This window comes from Plantactinospora sp. A48, from assembly GCF_055793945.1.
Genome location: NZ_JBTIXF010000191.1, coordinates 33,523 through 54,916, shown reverse-complemented (window position 1 = coordinate 54,916; position 21,394 = coordinate 33,523). Strand labels below are relative to the sequence as shown.

22 protein-coding genes and 3 pseudogenes are annotated in these 21,394 nt (G+C 69.3%); 9 read left to right on the top strand and 16 right to left on the bottom strand.

What is annotated here, in order from left to right; genetic code table 11:
* Nucleotides 1-41: 41 nt before the first annotated feature.
* From ACXN5W_RS30830 to ACXN5W_RS30815, 4 genes are all read right to left on the bottom strand, one after another.
* Nucleotides 42-965: a SpoIID/LytB domain-containing protein gene (locus ACXN5W_RS30830; RefSeq protein ID WP_473161884.1), complete on the bottom strand. Its 924-nt coding sequence runs from the start codon at nucleotides 963-965 to the stop codon at nucleotides 42-44.
* A 6-nt stretch (nucleotides 966-971) separates the two neighbouring features.
* Nucleotides 972-1,856, bottom strand: coding sequence for a peptidase inhibitor family I36 protein (locus tag ACXN5W_RS30825; protein WP_473161883.1), 885 nt, complete (start codon nucleotides 1,854-1,856; stop codon nucleotides 972-974).
* A gap of 50 nt (nucleotides 1,857-1,906) precedes the next feature.
* Nucleotides 1,907-2,767: a peptidoglycan-binding domain-containing protein gene (locus ACXN5W_RS30820; RefSeq protein ID WP_473161882.1), complete on the bottom strand. Its 861-nt coding sequence runs from the start codon at nucleotides 2,765-2,767 to the stop codon at nucleotides 1,907-1,909.
* 197 nt (nucleotides 2,768-2,964) lie between these two features.
* Nucleotides 2,965-4,008, bottom strand: a complete 1,044-nt coding sequence (locus ACXN5W_RS30815; RefSeq protein WP_473161881.1) for an NBR1-Ig-like domain-containing protein — start codon at nucleotides 4,006-4,008, stop codon at nucleotides 2,965-2,967.
* A gap of 255 nt (nucleotides 4,009-4,263) precedes the next feature.
* Between ACXN5W_RS30815 and ACXN5W_RS30810 the strand changes: the two are divergent.
* Together ACXN5W_RS30810 and ACXN5W_RS30805 are read left to right on the top strand one after the other, a co-directional pair.
* Nucleotides 4,264-4,393: pseudogene (locus tag ACXN5W_RS30810) on the top strand (IS256 family transposase); the annotation flags it as partial.
* Between the two features lie 76 nt (nucleotides 4,394-4,469).
* Nucleotides 4,470-5,417 (top strand): C45 family autoproteolytic acyltransferase/hydolase, encoded by a 948-nt coding sequence (locus tag ACXN5W_RS30805; RefSeq protein WP_473161880.1) that lies wholly within the window; start codon nucleotides 4,470-4,472, stop codon nucleotides 5,415-5,417.
* A gap of 133 nt (nucleotides 5,418-5,550) precedes the next feature.
* On the opposite strand, the gene ACXN5W_RS30800 is transcribed toward ACXN5W_RS30805, so the two are convergent.
* The 3 genes from ACXN5W_RS30800 to ACXN5W_RS30790 all read right to left on the bottom strand — a co-directional run bounded on the left by ACXN5W_RS30800 (nucleotide 5,551) and on the right by ACXN5W_RS30790 (nucleotide 8,756).
* Entirely contained in the window at nucleotides 5,551-6,726 is a 1,176-nt protein-coding gene (locus ACXN5W_RS30800) for a GDSL-type esterase/lipase family protein (RefSeq protein ID WP_473161879.1), read from the bottom strand.
* Between the two features lie 84 nt (nucleotides 6,727-6,810).
* Nucleotides 6,811-7,380 (bottom strand): TetR/AcrR family transcriptional regulator, encoded by a 570-nt coding sequence (locus ACXN5W_RS30795; protein ID WP_473161878.1) that lies wholly within the window; start codon nucleotides 7,378-7,380, stop codon nucleotides 6,811-6,813.
* Nucleotides 7,381-7,928: 548 nt separating this feature from the next.
* Nucleotides 7,929-8,756, bottom strand: a complete 828-nt coding sequence (locus ACXN5W_RS30790) for a TIGR02452 family protein (protein WP_473161877.1) — start codon at nucleotides 8,754-8,756, stop codon at nucleotides 7,929-7,931.
* Nucleotides 8,757-9,323: 567 nt separating this feature from the next.
* Here ACXN5W_RS30790 and ACXN5W_RS30785 point away from each other — a divergent pair.
* From ACXN5W_RS30785 to ACXN5W_RS30770, 4 genes and pseudogenes are all read left to right on the top strand, one after another.
* On the top strand, nucleotides 9,324-9,857 hold the full coding sequence (locus tag ACXN5W_RS30785) for an NADAR family protein (protein ID WP_473161887.1): 534 nt from the start codon (nucleotides 9,324-9,326) through the stop codon (nucleotides 9,855-9,857).
* The gene (locus tag ACXN5W_RS30780) at nucleotides 9,850-9,990 is read left to right on the top strand and encodes a hypothetical protein (RefSeq protein WP_473161876.1); all 141 of its coding nucleotides are present in this window, start codon (nucleotides 9,850-9,852) and stop codon (nucleotides 9,988-9,990) included. Before ACXN5W_RS30785 ends, ACXN5W_RS30780 begins: the two co-directional genes overlap by 8 nt.
* Nucleotides 9,968-10,273 carry a hypothetical protein gene (locus ACXN5W_RS30775; RefSeq protein WP_473161875.1) on the top strand — a complete coding sequence of 102 codons (306 nt, stop codon included), beginning with the start codon at nucleotides 9,968-9,970 and terminating at the stop codon, nucleotides 10,271-10,273. Before ACXN5W_RS30780 ends, ACXN5W_RS30775 begins: the two co-directional genes overlap by 23 nt.
* A gap of 172 nt (nucleotides 10,274-10,445) precedes the next feature.
* Nucleotides 10,446-10,529: pseudogene (locus ACXN5W_RS30770) on the top strand (IS5/IS1182 family transposase); the annotation flags it as partial.
* 116 nt (nucleotides 10,530-10,645) lie between these two features.
* Here ACXN5W_RS30770 and ACXN5W_RS30765 read toward each other — a convergent pair.
* A complete protein-coding gene (locus ACXN5W_RS30765) occupies nucleotides 10,646-12,265 on the bottom strand; it encodes an FAD-dependent oxidoreductase (RefSeq protein WP_473161874.1) in 1,620 nt (539 codons plus the stop codon).
* A 76-nt stretch (nucleotides 12,266-12,341) separates the two neighbouring features.
* Between ACXN5W_RS30765 and ACXN5W_RS30760 the strand changes: the two genes are divergently transcribed.
* The gene (locus ACXN5W_RS30760; RefSeq protein ID WP_473161873.1) at nucleotides 12,342-12,899 is read left to right on the top strand and encodes a helix-turn-helix domain-containing protein; all 558 of its coding nucleotides are present in this window, start codon (nucleotides 12,342-12,344) and stop codon (nucleotides 12,897-12,899) included.
* 119 nt (nucleotides 12,900-13,018) lie between these two features.
* Here ACXN5W_RS30760 and ACXN5W_RS30755 read toward each other — a convergent pair.
* Nucleotides 13,019-13,578 (bottom strand): annotated as a pseudogene (locus ACXN5W_RS30755) (DDE-type integrase/transposase/recombinase).
* 113 nt (nucleotides 13,579-13,691) lie between these two features.
* On the opposite strand from ACXN5W_RS30755, the gene ACXN5W_RS30750 reads away from it, so the two are divergent.
* Nucleotides 13,692-16,430 carry an AfsR/SARP family transcriptional regulator gene (locus ACXN5W_RS30750; RefSeq protein ID WP_473161872.1) on the top strand — a complete coding sequence of 913 codons (2,739 nt, stop codon included), beginning with the start codon at nucleotides 13,692-13,694 and terminating at the stop codon, nucleotides 16,428-16,430.
* A gap of 13 nt (nucleotides 16,431-16,443) precedes the next feature.
* On the opposite strand, the gene ACXN5W_RS30745 is transcribed toward ACXN5W_RS30750, so the two are convergent.
* The 3 genes from ACXN5W_RS30745 to ACXN5W_RS30735 form a co-directional block, all read right to left on the bottom strand.
* Nucleotides 16,444-16,884, bottom strand: coding sequence for a hypothetical protein (locus ACXN5W_RS30745; protein WP_473161871.1), 441 nt, complete (start codon nucleotides 16,882-16,884; stop codon nucleotides 16,444-16,446).
* A gap of 13 nt (nucleotides 16,885-16,897) precedes the next feature.
* On the bottom strand, nucleotides 16,898-17,347 hold the full coding sequence (locus ACXN5W_RS30740) for a hypothetical protein (RefSeq protein WP_473161870.1): 450 nt from the start codon (nucleotides 17,345-17,347) through the stop codon (nucleotides 16,898-16,900).
* A 403-nt stretch (nucleotides 17,348-17,750) separates the two neighbouring features.
* Nucleotides 17,751-18,002: a hypothetical protein gene (locus tag ACXN5W_RS30735; protein WP_473161869.1), complete on the bottom strand. Its 252-nt coding sequence runs from the start codon at nucleotides 18,000-18,002 to the stop codon at nucleotides 17,751-17,753.
* Nucleotides 18,003-18,459: 457 nt separating this feature from the next.
* On the opposite strand from ACXN5W_RS30735, the gene ACXN5W_RS30730 reads away from it, so the two are divergent.
* Nucleotides 18,460-19,119: an acVLRF1 family peptidyl-tRNA hydrolase gene (locus ACXN5W_RS30730; protein WP_473161868.1), complete on the top strand. Its 660-nt coding sequence runs from the start codon at nucleotides 18,460-18,462 to the stop codon at nucleotides 19,117-19,119.
* A 389-nt stretch (nucleotides 19,120-19,508) separates the two neighbouring features.
* On the opposite strand, the gene ACXN5W_RS30725 is transcribed toward ACXN5W_RS30730, so the two are convergent.
* The 4 genes from ACXN5W_RS30725 to ACXN5W_RS30710 form a co-directional block, all read right to left on the bottom strand.
* Nucleotides 19,509-19,697 (bottom strand): hypothetical protein, encoded by a 189-nt coding sequence (locus ACXN5W_RS30725; RefSeq protein ID WP_473161867.1) that lies wholly within the window; start codon nucleotides 19,695-19,697, stop codon nucleotides 19,509-19,511.
* A gap of 575 nt (nucleotides 19,698-20,272) precedes the next feature.
* The gene (locus tag ACXN5W_RS30720) at nucleotides 20,273-20,641 is read right to left on the bottom strand and encodes a S26 family signal peptidase (RefSeq protein WP_473161866.1); all 369 of its coding nucleotides are present in this window, start codon (nucleotides 20,639-20,641) and stop codon (nucleotides 20,273-20,275) included.
* A gap of 73 nt (nucleotides 20,642-20,714) precedes the next feature.
* Nucleotides 20,715-20,894 (bottom strand): hypothetical protein, encoded by a 180-nt coding sequence (locus ACXN5W_RS30715; RefSeq protein ID WP_473161865.1) that lies wholly within the window; start codon nucleotides 20,892-20,894, stop codon nucleotides 20,715-20,717.
* Between the two features lie 9 nt (nucleotides 20,895-20,903).
* Nucleotides 20,904-21,392 carry a hypothetical protein gene (locus ACXN5W_RS30710; protein ID WP_473161864.1) on the bottom strand — a complete coding sequence of 163 codons (489 nt, stop codon included), beginning with the start codon at nucleotides 21,390-21,392 and terminating at the stop codon, nucleotides 20,904-20,906.
* Between the last annotated feature and the right edge of the window lie 2 nt (nucleotides 21,393-21,394).

Below are 21,394 nucleotides of genomic sequence, written 5' to 3'. Positions count from 1 at the left end.
GCCGCTGGTCCGCGGCGGGCGGCGCAGGTCGGTACGCGGCGTCAGGAGATGACGATGTCGCTGTAGTAGTACCGAAGGATCGCCTGGTAGCTCTTGCCCGCGTTCGCCTGGTCACGCGAGCCGTACTGCGACATCCAGTCCCCGGTGACCCAGCCGCCGCAGGCGGTCGTGGTCGCACAGTAGTGCGCCTGCAGGATGTTGCCGCTGCGGGTCATCCGGGTCGACCACGTGTTGTCCACGGCGGAGGACGTTGACGTCTGGGCCGACGACGGCCGGTAGACCTGGTCGGCCGTGTTGTCCCGGACGTCGTAGCACCGGCCGTCGGAGGTCCTGCGGGTCGAGTGCAGCGCCCAGTACCAGCCGTAACTCTTGACGGCTACGGCGCCGGCCTCCAGTGAGGCCTTCGGCCAGCTCGCCACCCACTCGTTCGGGAGCACGTTCTTGACGTACGTCTTGAAGTCGACCCGGTCGACCCGGTCGAGACTGACCCGGTAGACGAGGATGGTGCTCGGCAGCTTGGTGTTGGTGCCGTCGGTGCTGCAGCCCGTCGACCCGCTCAGCAGCTCGTGCGAGGCGTTGTTGTTCTTCAGCGTGGCGTTGAGGTTGCCCTTCACCCCGGCCGCGAAGTCCTGGGTCGCACCGGCGAAGTTGCTGTTGAAGTAGACCCGCACGGTCTTGCCGGTCCGGTTCCACACCGACGCCGCGTTGTTCTTCACGCACAGGCCCTTGCCGGCGCCCGCGCCCTTGAAGTCGTAGCAGGACGGCTGGGTCGTGCCGTAGTCGTCCAGGGAGTCGGTGAAGTCGGAGACCGAGCCGGCCTGGTTGCTGTTGTAGTAGTAGCAGAACTCGCCGCTGTCGCAGGCTCCGTCCCGTGCGGCAGCCGATGCCGGCGACGCGACACTCAGGATGGAGGTGCACATGGCGAGGACGGCGCCGACGATGGCGAGGCCCTTGCGAATATTCACAGCGTCCTACTTCTCGTTGTAGCCCTGAGAGTTCCAGAACGCGGTCGGGTCGGCGTTGTCCAGGGTGGGGTCACCGACGCTGACGGCCGCGTGGGTCTGCCGGCCGGCCCGGACCTCGACGTGGGTGTGCGCGCCCGAACTGGAGGACACCCCGTGCCACGACTCGTCGGCGATGATCTCGCCCTTGCTGATAGCGTCGCCCACGCTCACCCCGGACTTCGGCGCGGTGTGCAGGTAGATCACCGTCTTGTTCAGCGAGGAGTTGTAGACGGAGATCGTGGACAGGCCGCCGCTGCCGGTGCTGCCCGGTGCGACGTAGATGACGGTCCCGGAGACCACCGCGTGCACGTCCGAGCCGACGCTGCGGGCGATGTCGATGCCCTCGTGCCGCCCGGGCGTGGTGGTGTAACCGTCGAAGCCGCACGTGACCGAGCCGCCGCTGGCCTGGTACAGGGCGTACGACAGGTTCGTGCGCGCCGACGGCGAGAACTGGTGCGAGGCGTTGTTGTTCTTCAGCGTGGCGTTGAGGTTGGCCTTCGCGCCGGCGGCGAAGTCCTGGTAAGAACCGGCGTAGCCGCTGTTGTAGTAGACGCGTACGGTCTTCGTGCTGCGGTTCCAGACCGAGGCGGCCTCGTTCTTGATGCACAGGCCCTTGCCGGCGCCAGCGCCCTTGAAGTCGTAGCACGAGGGCTGCTCGGTGCCGTAGTCGTCGAGCGACCCGGTGAAGTCCGAGATCGATCCCGCGTTGTCGCTGTTGTAGTAGTAGCAGAACTCGCCGCTGTCACAGACCCCGTTCCGGGACGCCGCCTGCGCCGGCGACGCGACGGCCAGGATGGGGGTGGTGAGGGCGAGCACGGTGCCAACGGCGGCAAGGCTCCTGCGGATTTTCATGGTGTCCTCTCGCGAACGGTGGGGGTGGCTGGTGGATCGGTTCGGTGCGGTCACTGCGCGCGTTGGTACTGCTCCCAGGTGTTGATCGGAATCCGGGGACCGTCGTCCGGGCCACGGTTGGCCAGGCCGTTCATGCCGAGGTAGTAGTCGCCGACCTGATGCTGCGCCTGGCTCGACAGGTCCGTGTCGCTGATCGCCACGGCGTGGATGTGCCACGGCCAGTCACCCTGACTCGGGTCACGCACCCAGGCGGCGAAGCCGACCTGGCGCAGCGCCAGGGCGACGGCGGTGCGCCGGGCCGCGGTCATGCCGGTGACCGCGATGTCCACCACGCCTCCGCCGTCGTGCGTACCGGCCGAGGTCGGGTCACCCCCCGGGTTGTACGAGCCCTGCAGGAGCACGAGGGTCTGCCCGAGCAGGCGCTGGGCCTCGGCCAGCATCGCCTGGGTACGGGCGTCGACGACGTACCCGTCCCGCTGGACCTTCGCGCCCGGGCCGATCGTCGCGCCGACGGTGTACCGGTTCTGTCCCAGCTTCGTCAGCGACGTCGTCCCGGGCAACCCGTTCGCGGCCAGGCCGGTGTAGCCGAGCGAGCGCTGGTAGGCCGCGTACGCCGAGACCGTCTGGGTGCCGAAGTAGCCGTCGACCCACTGCGCGTCGAGCAGGTTCCGGGCCTGGAGCGCCTGCTCGACAGCGAGCACGGAACTCTTCGCGCCGGTGGTCAGCGTGTGGTCGGCGCGGCGGGGGTCGATCTGGGCGGCCAGGACCGTGGCCTCCATGTTCACCACGGGCAGCGCGGCCGTGGTGACGAGCTGGGCCGTCGCGCCGGAGGTCGAGGCCGACGCATGGGACGGTACGCTGACGGCCACGCAGAGCGCTGCGAGTCCGACGGTCAACCAGGGACGGCGCATGGCCGGTCCTCCTCGTGTTAGCAGGTCGCGTGGGGAACGACGTCAGCCTGCGAGAAGGGGCATGCTGTTCGGTACCCCCAGCGCCCTGTCAGATCGGCCAGACCGCCCTCGACCTGGACGGATGCCGTGTTGTCAGCTCGGGCGGCAGCCAGGCTGACATCGACCGACGGCACTCCGACGGCCGTAACGGCCACCGCTCAGTTGGTGACGGTGACCAGGAAGTACACCGGCCGGCGGCTGGGAAAGAACTCCCGGCCGTGCTCGTCGACCATCTTCCAGCCGACCCAGCACGTCCCGGGGCGGCTCGGTGCGGTGACCTCGACACTGATCATCACCCGCTCGCCGGGCAGCGTGTCACCGATCGCCACCCGATCCGGCACCCGGCAGCCGTTGTCGTCGCGGGCGCCGTTCAGCCGCGCCAGATAGCGGTGGTGCCAGGCGACCTCTCCCACGTTCGCGAGCGCCCACACCTTGTCGAAGGTCTCGTTCACCCTTACCCGGGTGCCGTCGGGGATGGTGACGTCGGCGATGAACATGCTCGCGTCCCCGGGTACCAACGCGTCCGAGACCCGGGTGGATGACGGCGACGCCGCGACGGTACCCGAGCCGTTCGGGGACGACAGACCACGGACGGCGACGCCCACGACGGTAGCCACCGCCACCACCACCACTACGGACGCCGCGGCGAGCCACGGAATTCGCTGCGGTCGGGCGTCCGGGACCTCGCCCTCCGCCGCCTGCCGGTTTCCGGCGACCCGCGGCGGGCGCCGACCGTCCGGCGGGTGGTCCGGCGACGCGGCGGTGCCGGACACGACCGGCCCACCGGCCGACGGGCTGCGCGTCGCCTGGGACGATTCGGCGGCCACGTCGCCGGTCGTCATGGTGCCTGACGTGTCCGCGGCATCGGCCCCCGCGGGGGAACCGGCCATGACCTGCGCCGGATCGTCGTGTGAGGTGCCGTGGATCGTCGCCGCGCGCTGAGCGTCCTCCCACCGGCGACGCCATTGGACCTCGTCCGCGTCACACGCCCGGACGAACTCGCGCGTGGTCTCCCACGAGGGAAACCGGGTGCCGGACGCGGCTTCGTGCAACGTCGTGTGGGAGATCCGGCCGGACCGCCCGGCCATCTTCCGGAAGGACGGGCTACCCACCGCCGTCCGCAGTGCACGCAACTGTTCGGCGAACATCTGGGCGGAAATGCCGTACGGATTCGGCCGGGAGGCAGCGCGCTGGTCGTCCATCCGTTCCCCATCCGTCCCGCATGTCAGGCCTCGGCACGCGTTGTCAGAGCGTGTAGGACAGTATCGAACAATCTCGTGAACTATCAATGTCACCGACCGGGCACTGTCAGTCGGGACGTCCCGCGGAGCGGCACCGCCACGTGGGCGTTCAGTGCCACCCAGGACGCCTACGAAGGGCGCGGAATCCGAGCTGTGCGACGGCGAAAAGGCTGCGAGTGGGACAGCCGGGGCCGAGACGATGGCATGTGTGGCGCCGCGCCCGGCACGAAGGAACTCATCGCCCTGACCGACGGCTACCGGGAGTCGACCGGGTCGTGGGCGGACCTGCTGCGTGACTGTGCCCGCCCCGGAATGCGCACCCCGGACCCTGGCCGTCGCCGATGGCGGCGATCTGGTGATTCACCCCGCAATTGGCTAGGTTGCCCTCACCTCGGCCGATTCTCACAGGGGGAGTGGCAGCCGTGCGGCAAGAGCACAAGACCTTCCAGTCGATCGAGGTCGGCGACGGCGGCGACGGGCGGTGGGCCGCCTACGCCCGGACCCTGTGGCAGGAGATGGAGGGCCTGCTGACCGAGGAGGGCCGGACTCCGCGGGGCGCGGACCGTGTTCGGGCGCTGTTCCGTGCGCACATGCCGGAACTGGTCCCGGTTCTGGACCGCCTGGCCGGCCAACTCGACCGGCCCGAGGCGGAAGCCTTCCTCACCCACGCGGCACTGCGGCCGTTCACCCAGTCCTGCACCCAGATCGGCCAGAACGGCACTCTGCTGCGCAACTATGACCTACGGCCTGATCAGTGCGAGGGGACGATCGTCTACTCCTGCTTCCTGCGCCCCGTGATCGGGATGCAGGACATGTTGTGGGGCTTGCTGGACGGGATGAACGACGCCGGTCTCGCGGTCTCGCTCACCTGGGGCGGACGTTCCGCCTACGGACGCGGCTTCGCCATTCTCATCCTGGTGCGCTACCTGCTGGAGACGTGCGACACCGTCGATGAGGCGGTCGACAGGCTGCGGTCCCTTCCGGTCGCCGTCCCCCAGAACCTCACCCTTGTCGATCCCACCAAGGCGGTGACGGTGTTCGTGGGGCCGGATATGTCACCGACGGTGGCGCCGGATGCCTGCGCCGCCAACCACCAGCACCTGCCGGTGACCGACGAGCAGGAGCGGGCCATGCGGACGCAGGAGCGGCTGCGCGCCATTCGCGCCGCGGGTGTGGACGGCGTGGCGGCGATGCTGAAGCCGCCGCTGTACCAATCCGTCGACGAGCAGGGGTCAAGAACGCTCTACACCGCCCGCTACCGGCCCGTCGAGGGCCGTGTGACGTACTACTGGCCCGGTGAGTCCTGGCAACAGTCCTTCGGCGACTTCACACCCGGATCCCGCACCGTGACCTTGGGCCGGACCAGCTGAGAGGCCCGGGTTTGCCTGCCGGAACCTACACGGTCCAGCTTTCCAGATTCTGCTGACAGCGGCCTGGCCGCGGCACGGACTGCGCCGAGCAGCACCGGTGTGTGGCCGTCGCTGCTCGGCGTACCCCGAATGGTCAGCCGGTCTTGGTGGCGAAGGGGCCACCGTCGCCGAACGCGAGTCGCGCGAAGTTCTCGGCGATGCGGCGATGTCCAGCAGGGTCGGGGTGGACCTCGTCGGGTAGCGGGAGTTCGGCGTAGTCCGCCTCGCCGTACAGGTCCCGTCCATCGAGGTAGTGCAGGTTCGGGTCGTCGGCCGTGCGCTGTTCGACGATCCGGGCGAGTTCGTCACGGATGACGTTGAGCGTCAGCCGCCCAGCGCTGCGCTCGACCGGATCGCCCGTGGCCTTGAATCGCAGGGTCCCGCCCTCGAAGTCCGGGGCGAGGGGGCCGGGCGTGTCCTCCTGGACCGGGCACAGGATGGCCGACACGACCAGCAGAGGTGTGGTCGGATGCCCCTCGCGGACAGTGTCGAGGAAACCGTGGACCGCGGGCGCGAAGGCGCGCAGACGCATCACATCACTGTTGACGATGTTGATGCCGATCTTGACACTGATCAGGTCCGCCGGGATGTCGCGCATCGCGCGGGCGGTGAACGGGTCGAGCAGCGCGCTCCCACCGAACCCCAGGTTGACCAACTCCACTCCGCCCTCAGCCGCGGCCAGGGCCGGCCAGATGGCGCTGGGATGAGCGGCGTTCGAGCCGTGACTGATGGAACTGCCGTGGTGCAGCCACGTCCTGCGCCCACTGGGCGGGGCCTGCTCAACGGGCGCGTCGGTACGCAGCGCGATCAGCTCGGTGATCTCCGTATGCGGGAGCCAGATCTCGACGTCCTTCTCCCCCGCCGGCAGATCCGCGAAGCGGGCGGTGCCGGCCGGCCCCTCGGTCAGCACAGAGGTTTGAGTGAACATGTCGGTAACGGTCCGGACGTTGCCCCCGGGCACCGATGCCTGTGCGGCCAGGCGGCCGTTGACGAGCAGGTCGTAGACGCCGCCCGCCGGGGGCGGGAAGCCTTGGTAGACCCGCCTGGTGGGCAGCGTGTCCAGTTCGATCGTGGTGGCCCGGGTACGGAACGCCAGGCGCACACCGGAGGGCTGGGCCTCGGCCATGGCCAGTTGGTCGTCGGGGATCTGCCGGCGCGCCTGGGTGGTCAGCCGATGCGGCAGCAGACCGCGCGCGGTCGTCTCCACGTCGACAAAGCCGCGCAGGAGGCCCGCGGTGACCGGAGTGATCCATTGGCGTTCGGTGGTCATTTCCTCAAGCCTTTCGACCGAATCTCGGTGTTCATCGGCGCACCGCGCAGCGAACCGCTTGCGGCGGTGCGACCGTTGTCCGCGTCAGGTAGTGCTGCGGTTGCGTAACAGCGCGTCGAGCGAATCCACGATCCAGTCCCAGGATTCCTGCGCAGCGGGGGCGCTGTGTTCGAAACCACCGGCCAGTTCCAAACTGACGTAGCCGTGGAAGACGCTGCCCAGCATCCGGACCGCATGCGTCGCGTCCGACTCGTCCAAGTCGTAGCCCCGCAGGATCGCTCGGGCCATCTGGGCGTGCCGAACGCCGGCGCTGGCGGCCGCCGTTTCCGGAGCGAGCCGGAGCCGGGCGGCCGCATACCGGCCCGGATGCTCCGTGGCGTACTCGCGGTAGGCGTCAGCGAACGCGGCCAGGGCGTCCTTGCCGGCACGACCGGCGACGGCGTCGGCGACGCGATCAGCGAGTTCCTCCAGTGCGAACAGCGCGATGCGGATCCTGAGGTCCTGCGAGTTCTTCAGGTGCGAGTACAAGCTCGGGACCTTGACGTCGAACCGCCGGGCGAGCGCCGAGATGGTGACCTCGTCGAAGCCGACCTCATCGGCCAGCTCCGCCCCCGCTCGGGTCAGACGCTCCGGCGTCAGCCCCAGTCTCTCCATCACCGTCCTCCTAACTGCCTACACCTATTATGCTCCTGCCTAATAGTTATAGGCAAACTGGCCCGCAGCTCGGGAGTAACGGACCGAACGAGAGATCTGGAAGGCATGCGCCTGGCGGGGTGTCGCTTGCGAACCGAACGCTCTGCGCCGCCTCATCAGGCAGGGGCGCATCCCGAGAAGTAGCGGAGCGGGAGGCGCAGTAGCCGTATCCCGAGGTGCGGCGTCGGTGAGCAGTGGCGGGCGTTCGATCCGGCAGTGCCGCAGGGTCAGGTGATCATCTAGGTGTACCGACCACGGAGGTTGGTGACGGGTAGATCTTGAAAGATGAGGGCCTTCGGGTTCGGTGTGGATCGCGACGTCCTACCCCGAACCTGCGGAGGCCCAGCGCACCGAACGGTGCATCGTGAAGGTCCGGACCCTGCGCCGATGGGGTACGGCCCGCATCGCGTTCCAACGGCTCCTGCTACCGATCCCAGCCCTGGCGCGACACCCGCGTCCCCAACCTCTCGGGTCAGTACACCTAACCCGTTTCGGACACAACGCGACGGTCAGCTACCGCACGCCGGCTGTACGGCGCCGTCGGGAAACCGGTCCGCGAACGCGCCGTGTACGGGTGTGCCCGGCAAGCCGTCGCGGATGGCGAACACCACCTGATCGAACCCGTCCACCACGGTCAGCGCGTCGGCGAACGCGGCCGCCACGATGCCGGGATCGTTGCGGAACACGCCGCAGCCCCACGCGCCCAACACGATGGTGCGATGCCCGTGGACAGCGGCGACGTCGAGGACCCGCCGGGCCCGCCGGACCAGCACCGACGGTACGTCGGCAGCGTGCTCCGGCTGGTTACGGACGATCGCGCCGAGGTTCGGCGCCGCGGCGGTCAGAAACGACGTCGTATACGGCTGGTCGAGCAGGTTCCCCTTGTCGTCCCGGAACACCGGCACCTCAGGACTGTAGATGACCCGGTCGCTGTAGCGCAGATCCCGCTGCCCCCGGTGGAACGCGTAGAACTCGGGCACGGCCAGCAGACACGGGTACAGCGCCGACGAGCGAGCGATGCTCTCCTCCTGCGCCTTCGCGCCACCGAGAAACCCGCCGCCCGGGTTCTTCGCCGAGGCGAACACCAGGCACGCCGCTCCCGGCCCGAGCCGGTACGCCGCCTGCAACGTCGACTCGTGCGTCACCTCGACGACGCCGGCGCCAGCCTTGGGGTGCCCCAGCTGGAGCGCGTCGTCTGGGAGGTGGTGGCGGGTGCCGGCGACCGCGGCCCGCACCGCCTCGTCGATCAGGACCTCGTTGCCGGCGCTGTTGCGGTAGCGGCCCGCCTCGGCGATCTCGACCGTCTGCCGAGCGATCTCACGCAGACGACCACTCACCAGAACACCTCACAGAACAGCGACGACACCGCACTGCCAGCAGGCTAGGCAGCATCCACCCGGACCAGCAACCCAATAGCGGCAGCCTGTTCGCTTCGACGTACGCGGCCAGCGGGCTGAGCGGCTGGCGCCTGCGGCAGCATCGGCTGTGACAAAGCCGAACGGCAGGCCGCCACCGGCGACATATCGGCGGCGCGGGCGTGGACCGGCGGGCAGAGTAGCCGCCTGATCGCTGCCGGTCCAGGTGGCCGACGAGGCGTTTGAGGAAGGCCAGGAACACCGGTCCGGTGAACGAGCCGTGGTAGCGGGTGAAGTACAACTCGCCCGGTTGCTGATCGCGGCCATGACGTTGATCCCGAAGCGCTTACCGGTCTTGCCCACCACCGGGGAAGGAACCATCGGCTCCGGCAGGCCGATCGTCCAGGAGAAACCCCCTACGACGAGCTTGATGCCGACGGCGGCGGGAGGGGATCGCTGCGGTAATGGCCGTGCGATGGAACCTGCCGGTGCGGCACACTCGCTGGCGTGGTTACGTCAGTGAGCAGCGTCGTCGATTTGACCGACGCGATGCGTGCGGGCGCCCGGTTGAAGTTCCTGTTCTTCTGGGGCCACCAGCCGCAGCGCGACGGCAGCGTCGGCGCCGGATGTTTGAGCCAGTGGTGGCCGGTAGCGTTCACCATCGACGGGCTGCGCTTCGCCACCGCCGAGCACTACATGATGTGGCGCAAGGCCACCCTCTTCGACGACCAGGCAACGGCCGCCCAGATCCTGACCGTGGCGCATCCGCACGCGGCGAAGCTCCTCGGCCAGCAGGTCACCGGGTTCGACCAGCAGGTGTGGGAACAGCGCCGCTACGATGTCGTGGTGGCCGGAAATGTGGAGAAGTTCGGCCAGCATCCCGCGCTGCGCGCCTATCTGCTCGGTACCGGTGAGCGGGTGCTCGTGGAGGCGAGCCCGCTCGACCAGATCTGGGGCATCGGCCTGGCCGCCGACCACCCGGACGCCGCTGATCCCGCACGTTGGCGCGGGCTGAACCTGCTCGGCTTCGCCCTCATGCGAGCCCGCACCGTCTTGCGCGAGCAGGAACAGGGTCATGGGTAAGTCACCGGAACTGGTTGCCGCCGAGTATGCGCTGGGCGGCGTTGATGTCGACCGGGTGCCCTGGTACGCGGCGGACCGGCTTGCTGCCGGGCACGACGGGCAGGCGCTGCGTGAGCCGACTGATCGATGGTGAGGTCGACGAGCGAACCGTCAGCGAGCATGTCTCGGCCTTCGTCTCCTGGCACCTCGACATCGACGAGATCTGGCGCAGCCCGTTCACCGACCTGCATGTGATCGTGGACGAATGGGACCAGGGCTGGGGGCGCGGCAACCAGGAACTGGCGGCGACCGTTCGCCGGCTGTGCCGTGATCACCTGTCGCGCGTACCGGAATCGTTGGGGCTGGACCTCCTGAATCTGACGCAGCTGGGACGGGGCCGAAAATCTGCTGTTGGGCCGGGAGTCCGCGATCGGTGAGGCTGGTCTGGCATCCGCCGGTGCGAGCCAGCCCGCCCACGACCGGGCTTGGTCGTGGACACCGTGGCCCTCCTTGGCCGGCGCCTGCTCGGTTCGGGGTGATTGGCGTCAGGTCAGACGTCGCTGTTGCGAATCAGCGTTCTGGTAGTGATCGCCTGATCGAAGAGCTGTTCGGTCGCCGACATGGACGAAACGGCAGCTCATTGACGGGATCCGGTGGCGGACCCGGGTCGGTGCGCCATGGCGGGACATACCGACCTGGTCTCCACACACTGGAACAATTGACCAACGAGGCCTTTACGAGGGCTCCTTCTCTGATCGGTAAGGTGCTCTCGTTCGTCTCGGGTTGTTCCTTGCGGCGGTTCGCCAGCCCTACTCCTTGGGGTGGTCCAGTCGGACGGCGCGCAGCACGACGTCGTTGACGTGGTGTGTGCTGATCGCCCCCGCGGGGCGCAGGCGAGTCTCGTTCACGTCGATACGCCAGTCGTCCGAAGCCATGATCTCGGCGGCGATCTCATCGATGCCGACGTACGCCTCCGGGTCGTACATGTGGGTCTGTTCGCCGGGGTCCGACGGCTGCTGGAGCCAGGTCAGATCGTGACCGACGACGAGCAGCGTCCCACCGACGGCCACGGCGTCGAGCAGGTTGCGCAGTCCGCGCTGCTCGGGGGTGCGTTGGAACGAACCGTACTGCAGGGAGACGAGGTCGTAGGTCTCGTCTGCGTATGCGGCGGGGTCGTTGGCGTCGTGGTGCAGCGTGCGCACGTCGAGCCCGCGACGTTCCGCTTCAGCCCGGATGCGGTCGAGTGCCCTGCTGGAGACGTCGGAGGCGGTCACCTGCCAGCCTCGTTCGGCCAGCCAGAGCGCGTCGGCTCCTTCACCCGCGCCGACGTCGAGCGCCCGCCCGGGGGGCAGGTCCGTCGCCTCCGCCATGAGTGTGCCGTTCGGGTTGGCGCTCCACATGCGTTCCTGTTCCCCGTAACGACTGTCCCACTCGATGGCGACGCCGGAGGGGCGGACACCGGCAGCGGTGTCCTCGGCGGCGAGGCTGAAGGCGATCTGGGCACCGATCCAGCTACCGTTCGCCGCTGCCTGCAGGACCTGGGTGCTCGGGTCCGTCAGGTTCCCGGCGGCGAAGACGCCCTCCACGCTGGTACGTCCGGTGGGGTCGACCGCGACGAGGTCACCGAGTCCGCTGGGGTGGGCCGTGGTGTCGATGCCGAGCCCGGCGAGCATCTCGATCCGGGGACGGAACCGGGCCCCGGTGAGGATCGCGTCGGCTGGCAGGCTGCGGCCGTCGGCGAGTTCGACGATGAGTGACCCTTCCGGGTCGGCGTCGGCTACCCGGCGCACAGCACTCTCGATCACCGGGACCCCGGAGGCGACGAGAGTCTGCACCGCGGCCTGGTCGATCCCCTTCGCGTCATGCAGCACCACGGTCAACTGGTCGGTCAGGTGCCGCATCAGCTGGGTCGGGTGCAGTCCGATCGCCGTCGTGACGATCTGCACGACCCGCAGGTCGCGGACCTCCCAGCCATGGCAGAACGGACAGTTGATCACCTGGCGACCCCAGCGCTCGGCGAGGCCCTCGATGTCGGGGAGCTCATCAGCGATGCCGGTGGCGGCCAGTATCCGGCGTGCGACGAGTCCGTGGCCGCCCGAGAGCGCGAGGTGGAACCCGTCGTCCTCGGTCCGCACCGCCAGGACACGGCCGGTGAGGACGTTGCCACCATAGCTCCGGACCTCCTCGCGCCCGATGGTCCGCATCGTCTCGGGTGGGGTGCCCTCGCGTCCCAGGTAGCCATGTATGTGCTCTGCTGGCGCATTCCTCGGGGTGTCGTCGTCGATGACGATGACCGAGCGTCGCTGACGAACGAGCTGCAGCGCGGCCGCCAGACCGGCCGCGGACCCGCCGATGACGGCGACGTCGCAGCTCCGGACGATGCGCTGGTGCGGTGTGTGTTCGGAGGTTCCGTGGGCATGGTCCGTCATGCGTCCAGCGTAGGAACACCTGGCGGCATCTGAAAGGAAGCTTGCGATATTCGCAAAGCATCTCCATGCTGGGGAGATGAACGACCGCAGTGAAGTCGAGCGGCTGGCGCGCACCCGGCTGCGAAGCATCCGCACCACGTTCGGCTACTCCCTGGACGAACTCGCCCAGCGCAGCAACCTCAGCCCGTCGACGATCAGCCGGGTCGAGACAGGCAAACGGACGCTCAGCCTCGACGTGCTCGTGCCCTTGGCCGACGCCCTCCAAGTCAGCCTCGACGTCCTCTTCGAGGCACCCAGCGACGAGGACGTGGTGATCCGCCCCGTGCAGCACCGTTCGGGATCGCGCACAACGTGGCCCCTGAGCCGCGTCGACGGACGCACCGTCGCGATGAAGATCCGGTTGGAACCCGAGGCGGCAATGCCCGCCCAGCGGGTCCATCCGGGGTACGACTGGTTCCTGGTGCTCGAGGGCAAGGTGGTGCTGTGGCTCGGTGAGCGACAGATCGAGGTCGAAAAGGGCGAGGCAGCCGAGTTCTCGACGATGACACCGCACTCGATGACAGCGCTTGACGAGCCGGCCGAGCTGATCATGGTCTTCGACCGCGAGGGACAGCGCGCACACCTGCACCAGTAAGCCGTTGAAACTTCCGCAGACCTTGAGCGCTCCAGTTCCCGGATCTACGTGGAGGCTGCCTCGGGGCGGCGTTGCGTCAGCGGATCGGCGGACGTGTTGAACCCGTGTCAGGTCCGCGGTCAGATCGCTTGGGTGAGTTCGGTGAACGCAGCGGCGACCCGCGTGGTCGGCGGGGTGTCGATGGCGAGTTCGTAGTGGCCGCGTCGGAGGTTCTGCATGAACGCGTGACCGGCGATGATCACCTGTGCTGTCCTGTCCGTTCGTAGCCCGCGCATCGGTCTCAACCGCTGTTCGAGCTGGCTGTGATCAGCCTCGATCGGATTGTCGGCGTGCTGCTCGACGTGGTGCCACGCGGACGGGATCAGCTGGTCGAGCACGCCGGGGTAGACCGCGGCGGCGTCGGTGACCACCTCCACGGGTGTCACCTTCAACGCCGACAACGTTCGGCGGAAGAACCTCCGGGCCGCGCCGGCGTCCCGGCGGGCCGAGACCAGCGGTAGACCGTCACGTGATCGACCGCCTAGCCACGTTCGACCAGCAGTTCTTCAACATCGCGACAGGACAAGCAGTGGCGCAGATACCAGCGCACCGCGACCACGATCACCTCTCGCGGGATCCGAAACCCGGTGAACGCCGACTTCGAAGGCAGCCACGGGCCGGGACGGATCGATGACGTCATTGCTCAAACCTGCCTCGATCCAGCCAACGCTCAACGCAACGGAGCCTCGCGCGGTCCGCCGCGGCCGGAACCCGTAACTGACCTATGTGTACGCATCGGTAGGGTTACCGGTCATGGATTTCCGGCTGCTCGGGCGCTTCGAGGTGGTCGATGACCACGGGCCCGTCGAGCTCGGCCGGCGCATGACGCGGTGCATGCTCGCGGTCCTGCTGCTCGACGCCGGAGCCGTCGTGCCGCTCGACCGGCTCATCGACCTGCTGTGGGACGGCGAGCCCCCGGACACCGCGCGATCGAGCCTGCACGCCCACATGTCACGGCTGCGGGCCCGCCTGGACCCGGACGGCACCGGGCGGGCCGGCATCCGGCTGATCACCCACCCGGCCGGTTATCTCGTCGAGATCGACCGGCGGCGCGTCGACGCCCACGTGTTCCGCGCCCTCGTCCGGGAGGCGGCCACCGGCGACCGGGTCACCCTGCTGCGCCGCGCGCTCGACCTGTGGCGGGGGCCGTTGCTCGCCGACATCGCGTCGGATCGCCTCCGGCAACGGGTCGGCGGCGAACTCACCGAACTGCGGGTCGCGACGATGGAGCGGCTGGCCGAGATCGAACCGGACGGTCTGATCGGCGAGCTCACCCAGTGGTCCGCGGAATATCCGCACCACGAGCGGCTGGCCGGGCATCTGATGCTGGCCCAGTACCGCGCCGGCCGCCAAGCCGAGGCGCTGACCACGTATCAGCGTCTCCGCGAGCGCCTCGACGAGGATCTGGGCGTCGAGCCCGGCCGTGACGTGCACGATGGGTACGTCGCGATCCTGCGCCGCGATCCCGCGTTGAGTCCGGCTCGGCGCGCGGGTGTGCCGGCCCAACTGCCGCCCGCGCTGACGTGGTTCACCGGCCGCGCGGACACGCTCAAACAGCTGGACCAGCTGCTGCCCGGCGAGACGATGCGGCCCGGCCCGATGATCATCTCGGCGATCGCCGGCAGCCCGGGCGTCGGCAAGACCTCGGTCGCGGTGCATTGGGCGCATGAGGTGGCCGACCGGTTCCCCGACGGACAGCTGTACGTGAACCTGCGCGGCTACGACCCGGCCGCTCCGGTGACGCCCGAGGAGGCGCTGAGCGGATTTCTGCGGGCCATGGGCTATCAGCCGGCCGGCGCGACGCAGTCGGTCGACGAGCTGTCCGCCGTGTACCGCACCGTGCTGGCCGGCCGGCGGATGCTGGTGCTGCTGGACAACGCCCGCTCGGCCGAGCAGGTCCGCCCGCTGCTTCCCGGCACCGGCAGCGCCGTCGTGCTGGTAACCAGCCGGGACGACCTGTCCGGCCTGGTGGCGCGGGACGGCGCTCGCCGCCTGTTCCTTGATTACCTGCCGTACGAGGACGCCTTCCTGCTGTTCGAGCGGGTCCTGCAGGATCGTCGGCCTTCCGGCGAGCCCGAAGCCGCCGCCAAGCTCGTACGCCTGTGCGGTGGCCTGCCCCTGGCCGTGCGGATCCTCGCGGAGCGCGTGGCCCGTTACCCCGCGACGCCGCTGGCGGAGCTCGCGGCCGAGCTGGCCGACGAGAGCCGCCGGCTCGACGCGATGGGCGTCCCGGGGGATCCGCCGGCCACGGTTCGCGGCATCCTGTCGTGGTCCTATCACGCGCTGAGCCCGGACGGCGCCCGGCTGTTCCGCCGGCTGGGCTTGCATCCGGCCGGCGACTTCGGGGCCGCGGCCGCGCTCAGTCTCGCGGGGCCGCAGGGCCGGGCGGCCGACCTCGACGCCCTGCTGAACGCCCACCTGGTCCAGACCACCGGTCCGGGCCGTTACCGGATGCACGACCTGGTACGCCTGTACGCGGCCGAGTGCGTGCTGGCCGGCGAGACGCCAGACCGGCGGGAGGAGGCTCTGCGCGGCCTGCTGACCTGGTACCTGCACGCCACGTCGGCGGCAGCCCGGACGGTCGGCCCCCTGCGCACCCACGTCGAGCTGCCGGACGCCGGGCTCGCGGTTCCCGAGTTCGGCTCGCACGACGAGGCGCTCGCGTGGCTGGAGACCGAGCGGGCCAATCTCGTCGCGGCGGTGCGCCTGGCCGCGTCCGCCGGGATGGACGACATCGCCTGGCAGCTGACGGTCGAGCTGTGGGATCTGCTCAGCCTCCGCGGCTATTCGGCCGACTGGATCGGCACGCACGAGATCGCCGTGGCCGCCGCCCGCCGGCTGGCCGACGACAACGCCCTCGCGTGGGTCCTCAACCACCTGGCTGCCGGCTACGGCGTGGCCGGTCAGCCCGCGGCCGGCAACGCCTGCCTGCGCGAGGCGCTGGCCGTCAAACGCCGGCTCGGCGACCGCAAGTCCGAAGCCGCCATCCTGTACAACCTGAGCAAGTCCTACGAGGAGCTGGGCAGCCTGGAGGAGAGCATGTCCTGCGCGCGGGAGGCGCTGGCGATCTGCCAGGAGATCGGCCATCCGTTGATCGAAGCCTCCGCGCTGTCCGGCATCGGGTCGGTCCTGGTCCGCCTCGGCCGGGCCGCCGAAGCGGTGCCCTATCAGCGGCGGGCGATCGACGTCTTCGACGAGACCAGCAACCGGTACGGCCAGGGCGACGCGTTGAGCGACCTCAGCGACACGTACCGGATGCTCGGCCGGCTGTCCGACGCGACCGGCTGCGCCGAGCGGGCTCTCTCGCTCTCCCGACAGGCCGGCCACCGGTTCGGCGAGGCCCGGGCCCACGACGCGCTCGGGTACGCGGCGCTGCTCGGCGAGGATCCCGGCCGCGCCCGCCGGCACTGGCAGGCCGCTCACGACATCCTCGCCGAGCTCGGCGACCCGATGAGCGAGGAGGTACGGGAGCGGCTGCGCAGCCTCGTCTGAGGAGTGGTGCCGGTCAGGTGCCGCTGGAGTCCAGCGCGCTCTCGCCGTCGACGTACGCGCCGGTGTCGCCGTCGTACTGGGAGGCCCGGAAATGGATGGTGTGGCCCTCCGCGAAGTTCTTGTTGCACACCGCCCAGGTGCCGTAGCCGTGCGCGTTGCGGCAGGTGCCCCAGCGGCCGTAGTCGGTGTACCAGCGGGCGACCGCCGAGGCACTGTCCGGCGCCCGGTCGTACACCCAGATCTTGTCGCCGGAGGGCTCGAAGCAGACCCCGGCGCCGCTGGTGCCGGTGTAGGCGACGCCGCAGTGCACGCCGCTGCTGGGGAACCCGGTGGTGACCTTGGTGGCCTCGTCCCACTCGAACGAGTAGGCCGCCTGGGCCGGCGGTGAGGCGGCCACGCTCAGGGCGACCGCCGCGGCGGTCCCGATCGCGGCGTTGATGATTCTGGCTCGCATCGAAGACTCCCCCTCAGGCGACGCCGGTCGACTCGATCGACTCCGGGTCGACCCACTTGCCGGTGTCGCCGTCGTACCGGGTGACCCGCCAGTGGATGTAGTAGCCCTCCTTGAAGTCCTTGTTGCAGACCGCCCACTTTCCAGCGCCGAGCGAGTTACGGCAGGTGCCCCAGCGGCCGTAGTCGGTGTACCAGCGGACGACCGCGGAGTAGCCGTCGGCCTTGGTGTCCTTGACGTAGAACTTGTCGCCGTCGGGCTCGAAGCACCCCTCGGCGCCGGTCACGTCGTCGCACCCGCCGCCCGGGTTGGGGATCGGCACGCCGGTGGCCACACCGTCGTTCCACTCGTACGTGTAGGCGGCCGTCACGTCATCGGCCTGAGCCGCCGCACCGCCGATCGGCGCGACGACCGCCACCAAACCCAGCGAGGCGGCGCACAAGCCCTTGAGGATTCTGCTGGACAAATCGGTTCCTCCATCGAGTACTTGGCGATGAGGGTGACCCTAGGGCGACCTGCTTGCCAAAATCCTTGCCGCGGTTTGGCAAGGGTGGTGGCAAGGATGCGCTTGGATCCTCGTCCGGCCAGTGACGGATCGGACACCCGAGGGCTGCGACGGCGCTGCACGTCAACCGAGACGGCATGGGACGGCTGGGCGACGCAGACCCTGACGGGACCGCACGAGCGGGCCTACCCGTGGGGTCAGTGGGCGGCCCGTCTCCTCACCAAAGCCCGCATGGTCACGATCAACACCGGCCAACACGACACCGACCAGCCCGACCCGCTCCCCTCATAGCATCAGACCGGATCCCGCGATGGCCGTCTCTTACACCACCGGCGCGGATGTGACCTCGTTGACGATCGACTCATCATCTGGCCAGCTCGCAGCATCCCCGGCAGTTCTCTCGTTCGGACCAGCTCCGTCGCTCCAGGTCGGCCGGTTCCAGCCGGGCCTGATCGAGGTCCACCCGCGCCGCCATCCTGAGCTGCCAGATCGCCTCGGCGTACGCGTGGTAGGTCTGGTGGTAATCCTGGGAGGAGAGGGCCGCGCCGGACCGGATGACGTTGCGGGTGGCGATCAATCTCTGGTAGGCGAGTTCTCCAGCCTTGACAAGTTCCACCGTGCCGGCGACCAGCAGTCGTTCTCGGGCGGTGCTCCGGCTCCTGCTCGCGGAGAGCCGGACCGCGCTGCGCGCGGACGACCGGAAACGCTGTCAGGAGGCCGTCGTGTTCAGGTGGAGGATGGTCTCGGTCGACAGTGTCTGCCGGCCGAGACCCGGGCCGAGGATGGCGACAGGTGCCGGTTCACGGTGCAACGCGCTGGGGTGCGTTGGCGCCGGTGGCGCTCAGCCGGCAAGGGAAGCCGGCGCGCGGTCGACGGCGGTCGGTGCGGCCGCGCGGGTCGGGCCAGCGGCGGTGTCCGACCCGCTGCCAGGGCAGCCGCAACAATCAGGGACGAACCAGGTGTCGACGCCGGCGTGCTGATCGGGGTGGTCGTCCGGTGCATCCGGATCAGCGGTCCTCGCCGCCCGGACAGGTGGCCGAGCTGGTCTGTCATCGTAGGTGGGTGGAGTCGACGTGGTGAGGCCGCGGCCGGCGGCGGGTGGCGGACGCTGGGTGGAGATCTCCCCGGACCGGCTACGCGGCTGGCTGGACGGTTTCTACGGACGGCACGACGGCGCGGCCGAGGAGGCGTTGACCCTGACCGGAGCGAGCAACGGTGACATCGCGACGCTGTACCCGCCACCCGGTCTCCCCGACGTGCCGGACGTCGACGCGCTGCTGGCCGCGCTCGGCCGACCACCCCGGTTGGCGCTGCTGCTGGCCCGCAAGGGCGCGGTCGCCGTCGGCGTCGCGGACGGCCCGACGATCGTCGAGTCCAAGGTCCAGCGGTTCTACGTGCAGGGTCGTACCGCGGCCGGTGGCTGGTCCCAGCAGCGGTACGCGCGCCGCCGGGTCAACCAGGCGGACGCTGCGGCCCGGGAGGCCGCCGACATCGCCGCTCGGGTGCTCCTGCCACACCTGCCGGGCCCGCTGCCGACACCGGACGACCCCGTACGCGCCCTGGTCTGTGGTGGCGACCGGTCAACGGTCGACGCGGTCCTCGCCGACCATCGCCTCGAACCGCTGGTGGCGCTGCGCCACCCGCACCTGCTGGAGGCCACCGAACCACGGCTGGCGGTGCTGGAGGAGGCAGCCGTGAGGGCTCGACGGGTCCGGATCCATCTCGTGCCCTGATTGGGTCCTGCGGTCGGGCAGCGCATCGATGCGCTCGCGCGTGACCGCGTCGCAGAGCGCGCGGGGAGTGTGTCGATCTACGCAGTCCCGAGTCCAATTGCCGGACCGGCACGCCGATTCAGATGCTCACCGGATGATGCGGACGAGGAAATGTGAGCGGCGTGATTGCGGCGCACCACCGCCCGGTCAATCGTTATATCGACGGATCAGAACCGCGCATTCCTCCGCAGCGGGGCCACATGCATCACTTCGTTTGTCGGAGTTGGTCGCTTGGACAGGAAATAGGCCGCCTTTCCGTCGATGATGAGTCGGCACGACGTCTCGGACGGTGGCGTCGGCAGAACAGGCCCTCCGACCGGCGTGGTCGGAGGGCCCGTCGTGTGTCGCCGTTACGGCCGACCGAGCCCCACCGGTTTCCTCAGCATGGCGACCGCCAACCCGATGGGCCCGAGGACGAAGCCCAGCACGGCGAAGCCGGCGTGCCGCGCCCCCTTCCGAGCGGCGATCTTGTCACTGAGGTACGCGCACACCAACGACACGATGAGCGCCACACCGGACAGCACTGGTGAGTCAAACATTCAGATTCCTTTCGGGGAGTCGTCGAGGCTCAGCCGCTCTCGCCGCCGGAGCCCCAGCGGCTGGTGATCGTCTGATCTCCCCACCAGGCGATACCAAAGTCGCCATCGGCCACCCGGTCGTTGATATTCCGCAAGAAGATGAGGTTGCGAGTGAAAGTTATGGATTGTTACGCGAACCGCGTTGCCGTGATTACGGCGTCGGGCTCCCACTTGATGCGTGACGGATCGATGTCAGATGTTGGGTGACACGTCCGGCTAGACGATCATGAGGAATGGTCTTCTCGGTTCGGGTCAAAGGTAGTCGAAGTAGCGGACCCACCATGTGGCGTCGCTGGGTGCGAAGGTGTCGGGATCCCAGGTGCCGTCGTAGCGCCGCCAGAGGGGTTCCTCGGGGATGAGGGTGTAGCCCAGGTCGTCGAGGGCCCGGCGGATTCGGGTGGCGTCGTCTGGGTGCAGCAGTTGGGCGGCTTCCTCGTCGTCCCTTTGCCGCGCTCGCTGTCCACCCGCCTTATCGCCGCCGCGACAGCTCTGTAGCCCTCCAGACAATGAGCACCCGCCGCGCAGCCCGCACCTACTCAGCGCGGGACCGCACGACAGTAGACCCCGGCCACCGACCCGAGGTCGAGATAGCCGAAGTGGCGGGAGTCCAGGCTCTCCGGGTTGTCGCCCAGCACGACCAGGCGCCCGGGGGGCACCGCCGGGTCGATCAGGCCGGTCGCGACCCGGAAAGCCCCTGGGAGCGGGTCACCGGGCAGCGCCGCCACCCGCTTGACCAGCCAGCGCGGACGACCGGCCGACCCGTCGCCTCTGAACATCTCGGGCGGTTCGAACGCCACGCAGTCCGCCACCGCGACCCGGCTGGTCCGCCGGAACAGCAGGCGGTCCCCGTCGGCGAAGGTGGGCGCCATGCTGGTGCCGATCACCCGGACCAGGAACCATCTCATCGCGGGGCCGCCTCGACGTCGTAGCCGCTGGCCTGCAGGCGGAACAGCGCCACGTAGCGCCCGTCGGCCGCCATCAGCTCCTCGTGGCTGCCCTCCTCGGTGATCCGTCGAAGAACACCCGGCTCAGCATCGTGTCGTAGCCCTGTGGCAGCCCGGCCAGGTAGTCGTCGATCCCGGCCAGCGCGGCGGTCCGGCGTACCTCGGAAAGCTCGCCCGCCCGGGGCAGGTCGCCGATCCCGACGCTCTCGGTCACGGCCCCGGGTTATTGCCGTGCGACGAGGGTGGTCGGCGGTTCTCCCGAGTCGGCCTTCATGGACGACCGAACCACCCGAAGATTCGTGCGGACCACGACGCTGAGCATGAACACGCCGCACACGGCCTGCTCGATACGCAGCCAGACCGGGAACGCGCCCGGCCAGGCGACGACACCGATGATCGCGGCCAGCACCACCATCGAGATGATGCGGAGCCGACGGAACGAGCTGCGGTGACCGGCGGCCGCGCGGCGGGCGAACAGCAGGAGCACCGCCGCGCTGGCCGCGACCAGTGGCGTGCGGACCCAGACGGCCGTGGTGACGAGCACGGGGTTGTGGCGCATCAGCACCACGGCAACGACGGTGGATACGCTGATCACCAGGAAGGCGGCCAACAGCTTGACTACGGTGTTCAAGTGGTCGTTTTTCACGCCGCTCAGCCTGCGTCCCAGAGCCGGGATGAAGCATCGGCGCGCGGATCGAAGTTCCGTCTCCACCC

Coding starts and splice junctions, on each gene's coding strand:
- ACXN5W_RS30825 (WP_473161883.1), bottom strand. CDS start 1,856: ATGAAAATCCGCAGGAGCCTTGCCGCCGTTGGCACCGTGCTCGCCCTC.
- ACXN5W_RS30820 (WP_473161882.1), bottom strand. CDS start 2,767: ATGCGCCGTCCCTGGTTGACCGTCGGACTCGCAGCGCTCTGCGTGGCC.
- ACXN5W_RS30815 (WP_473161881.1), bottom strand. CDS start 4,008: ATGGACGACCAGCGCGCTGCCTCCCGGCCGAATCCGTACGGCATTTCC.
- ACXN5W_RS30800 (WP_473161879.1), bottom strand. CDS start 6,726: ATGACCACCGAACGCCAATGGATCACTCCGGTCACCGCGGGCCTCCTG.
- ACXN5W_RS30795 (WP_473161878.1), bottom strand. CDS start 7,380: ATGGAGAGACTGGGGCTGACGCCGGAGCGTCTGACCCGAGCGGGGGCG.
- ACXN5W_RS30785 (WP_473161887.1), top strand. CDS start 9,324: ATGCGTGCGGGCGCCCGGTTGAAGTTCCTGTTCTTCTGGGGCCACCAG.
- ACXN5W_RS30780 (WP_473161876.1), top strand. CDS start 9,850: ATGGGTAAGTCACCGGAACTGGTTGCCGCCGAGTATGCGCTGGGCGGC.
- ACXN5W_RS30765 (WP_473161874.1), bottom strand. CDS start 12,265: ATGACGGACCATGCCCACGGAACCTCCGAACACACACCGCACCAGCGC.
- ACXN5W_RS30760 (WP_473161873.1), top strand. CDS start 12,342: ATGAACGACCGCAGTGAAGTCGAGCGGCTGGCGCGCACCCGGCTGCGA.
- ACXN5W_RS30750 (WP_473161872.1), top strand. CDS start 13,692: ATGGATTTCCGGCTGCTCGGGCGCTTCGAGGTGGTCGATGACCACGGG.
- ACXN5W_RS30745 (WP_473161871.1), bottom strand. CDS start 16,884: ATGCGAGCCAGAATCATCAACGCCGCGATCGGGACCGCCGCGGCGGTC.
- ACXN5W_RS30725 (WP_473161867.1), bottom strand. CDS start 19,697: ATGTTTGACTCACCAGTGCTGTCCGGTGTGGCGCTCATCGTGTCGTTG.
- ACXN5W_RS30720 (WP_473161866.1), bottom strand. CDS start 20,641: ATGAGATGGTTCCTGGTCCGGGTGATCGGCACCAGCATGGCGCCCACC.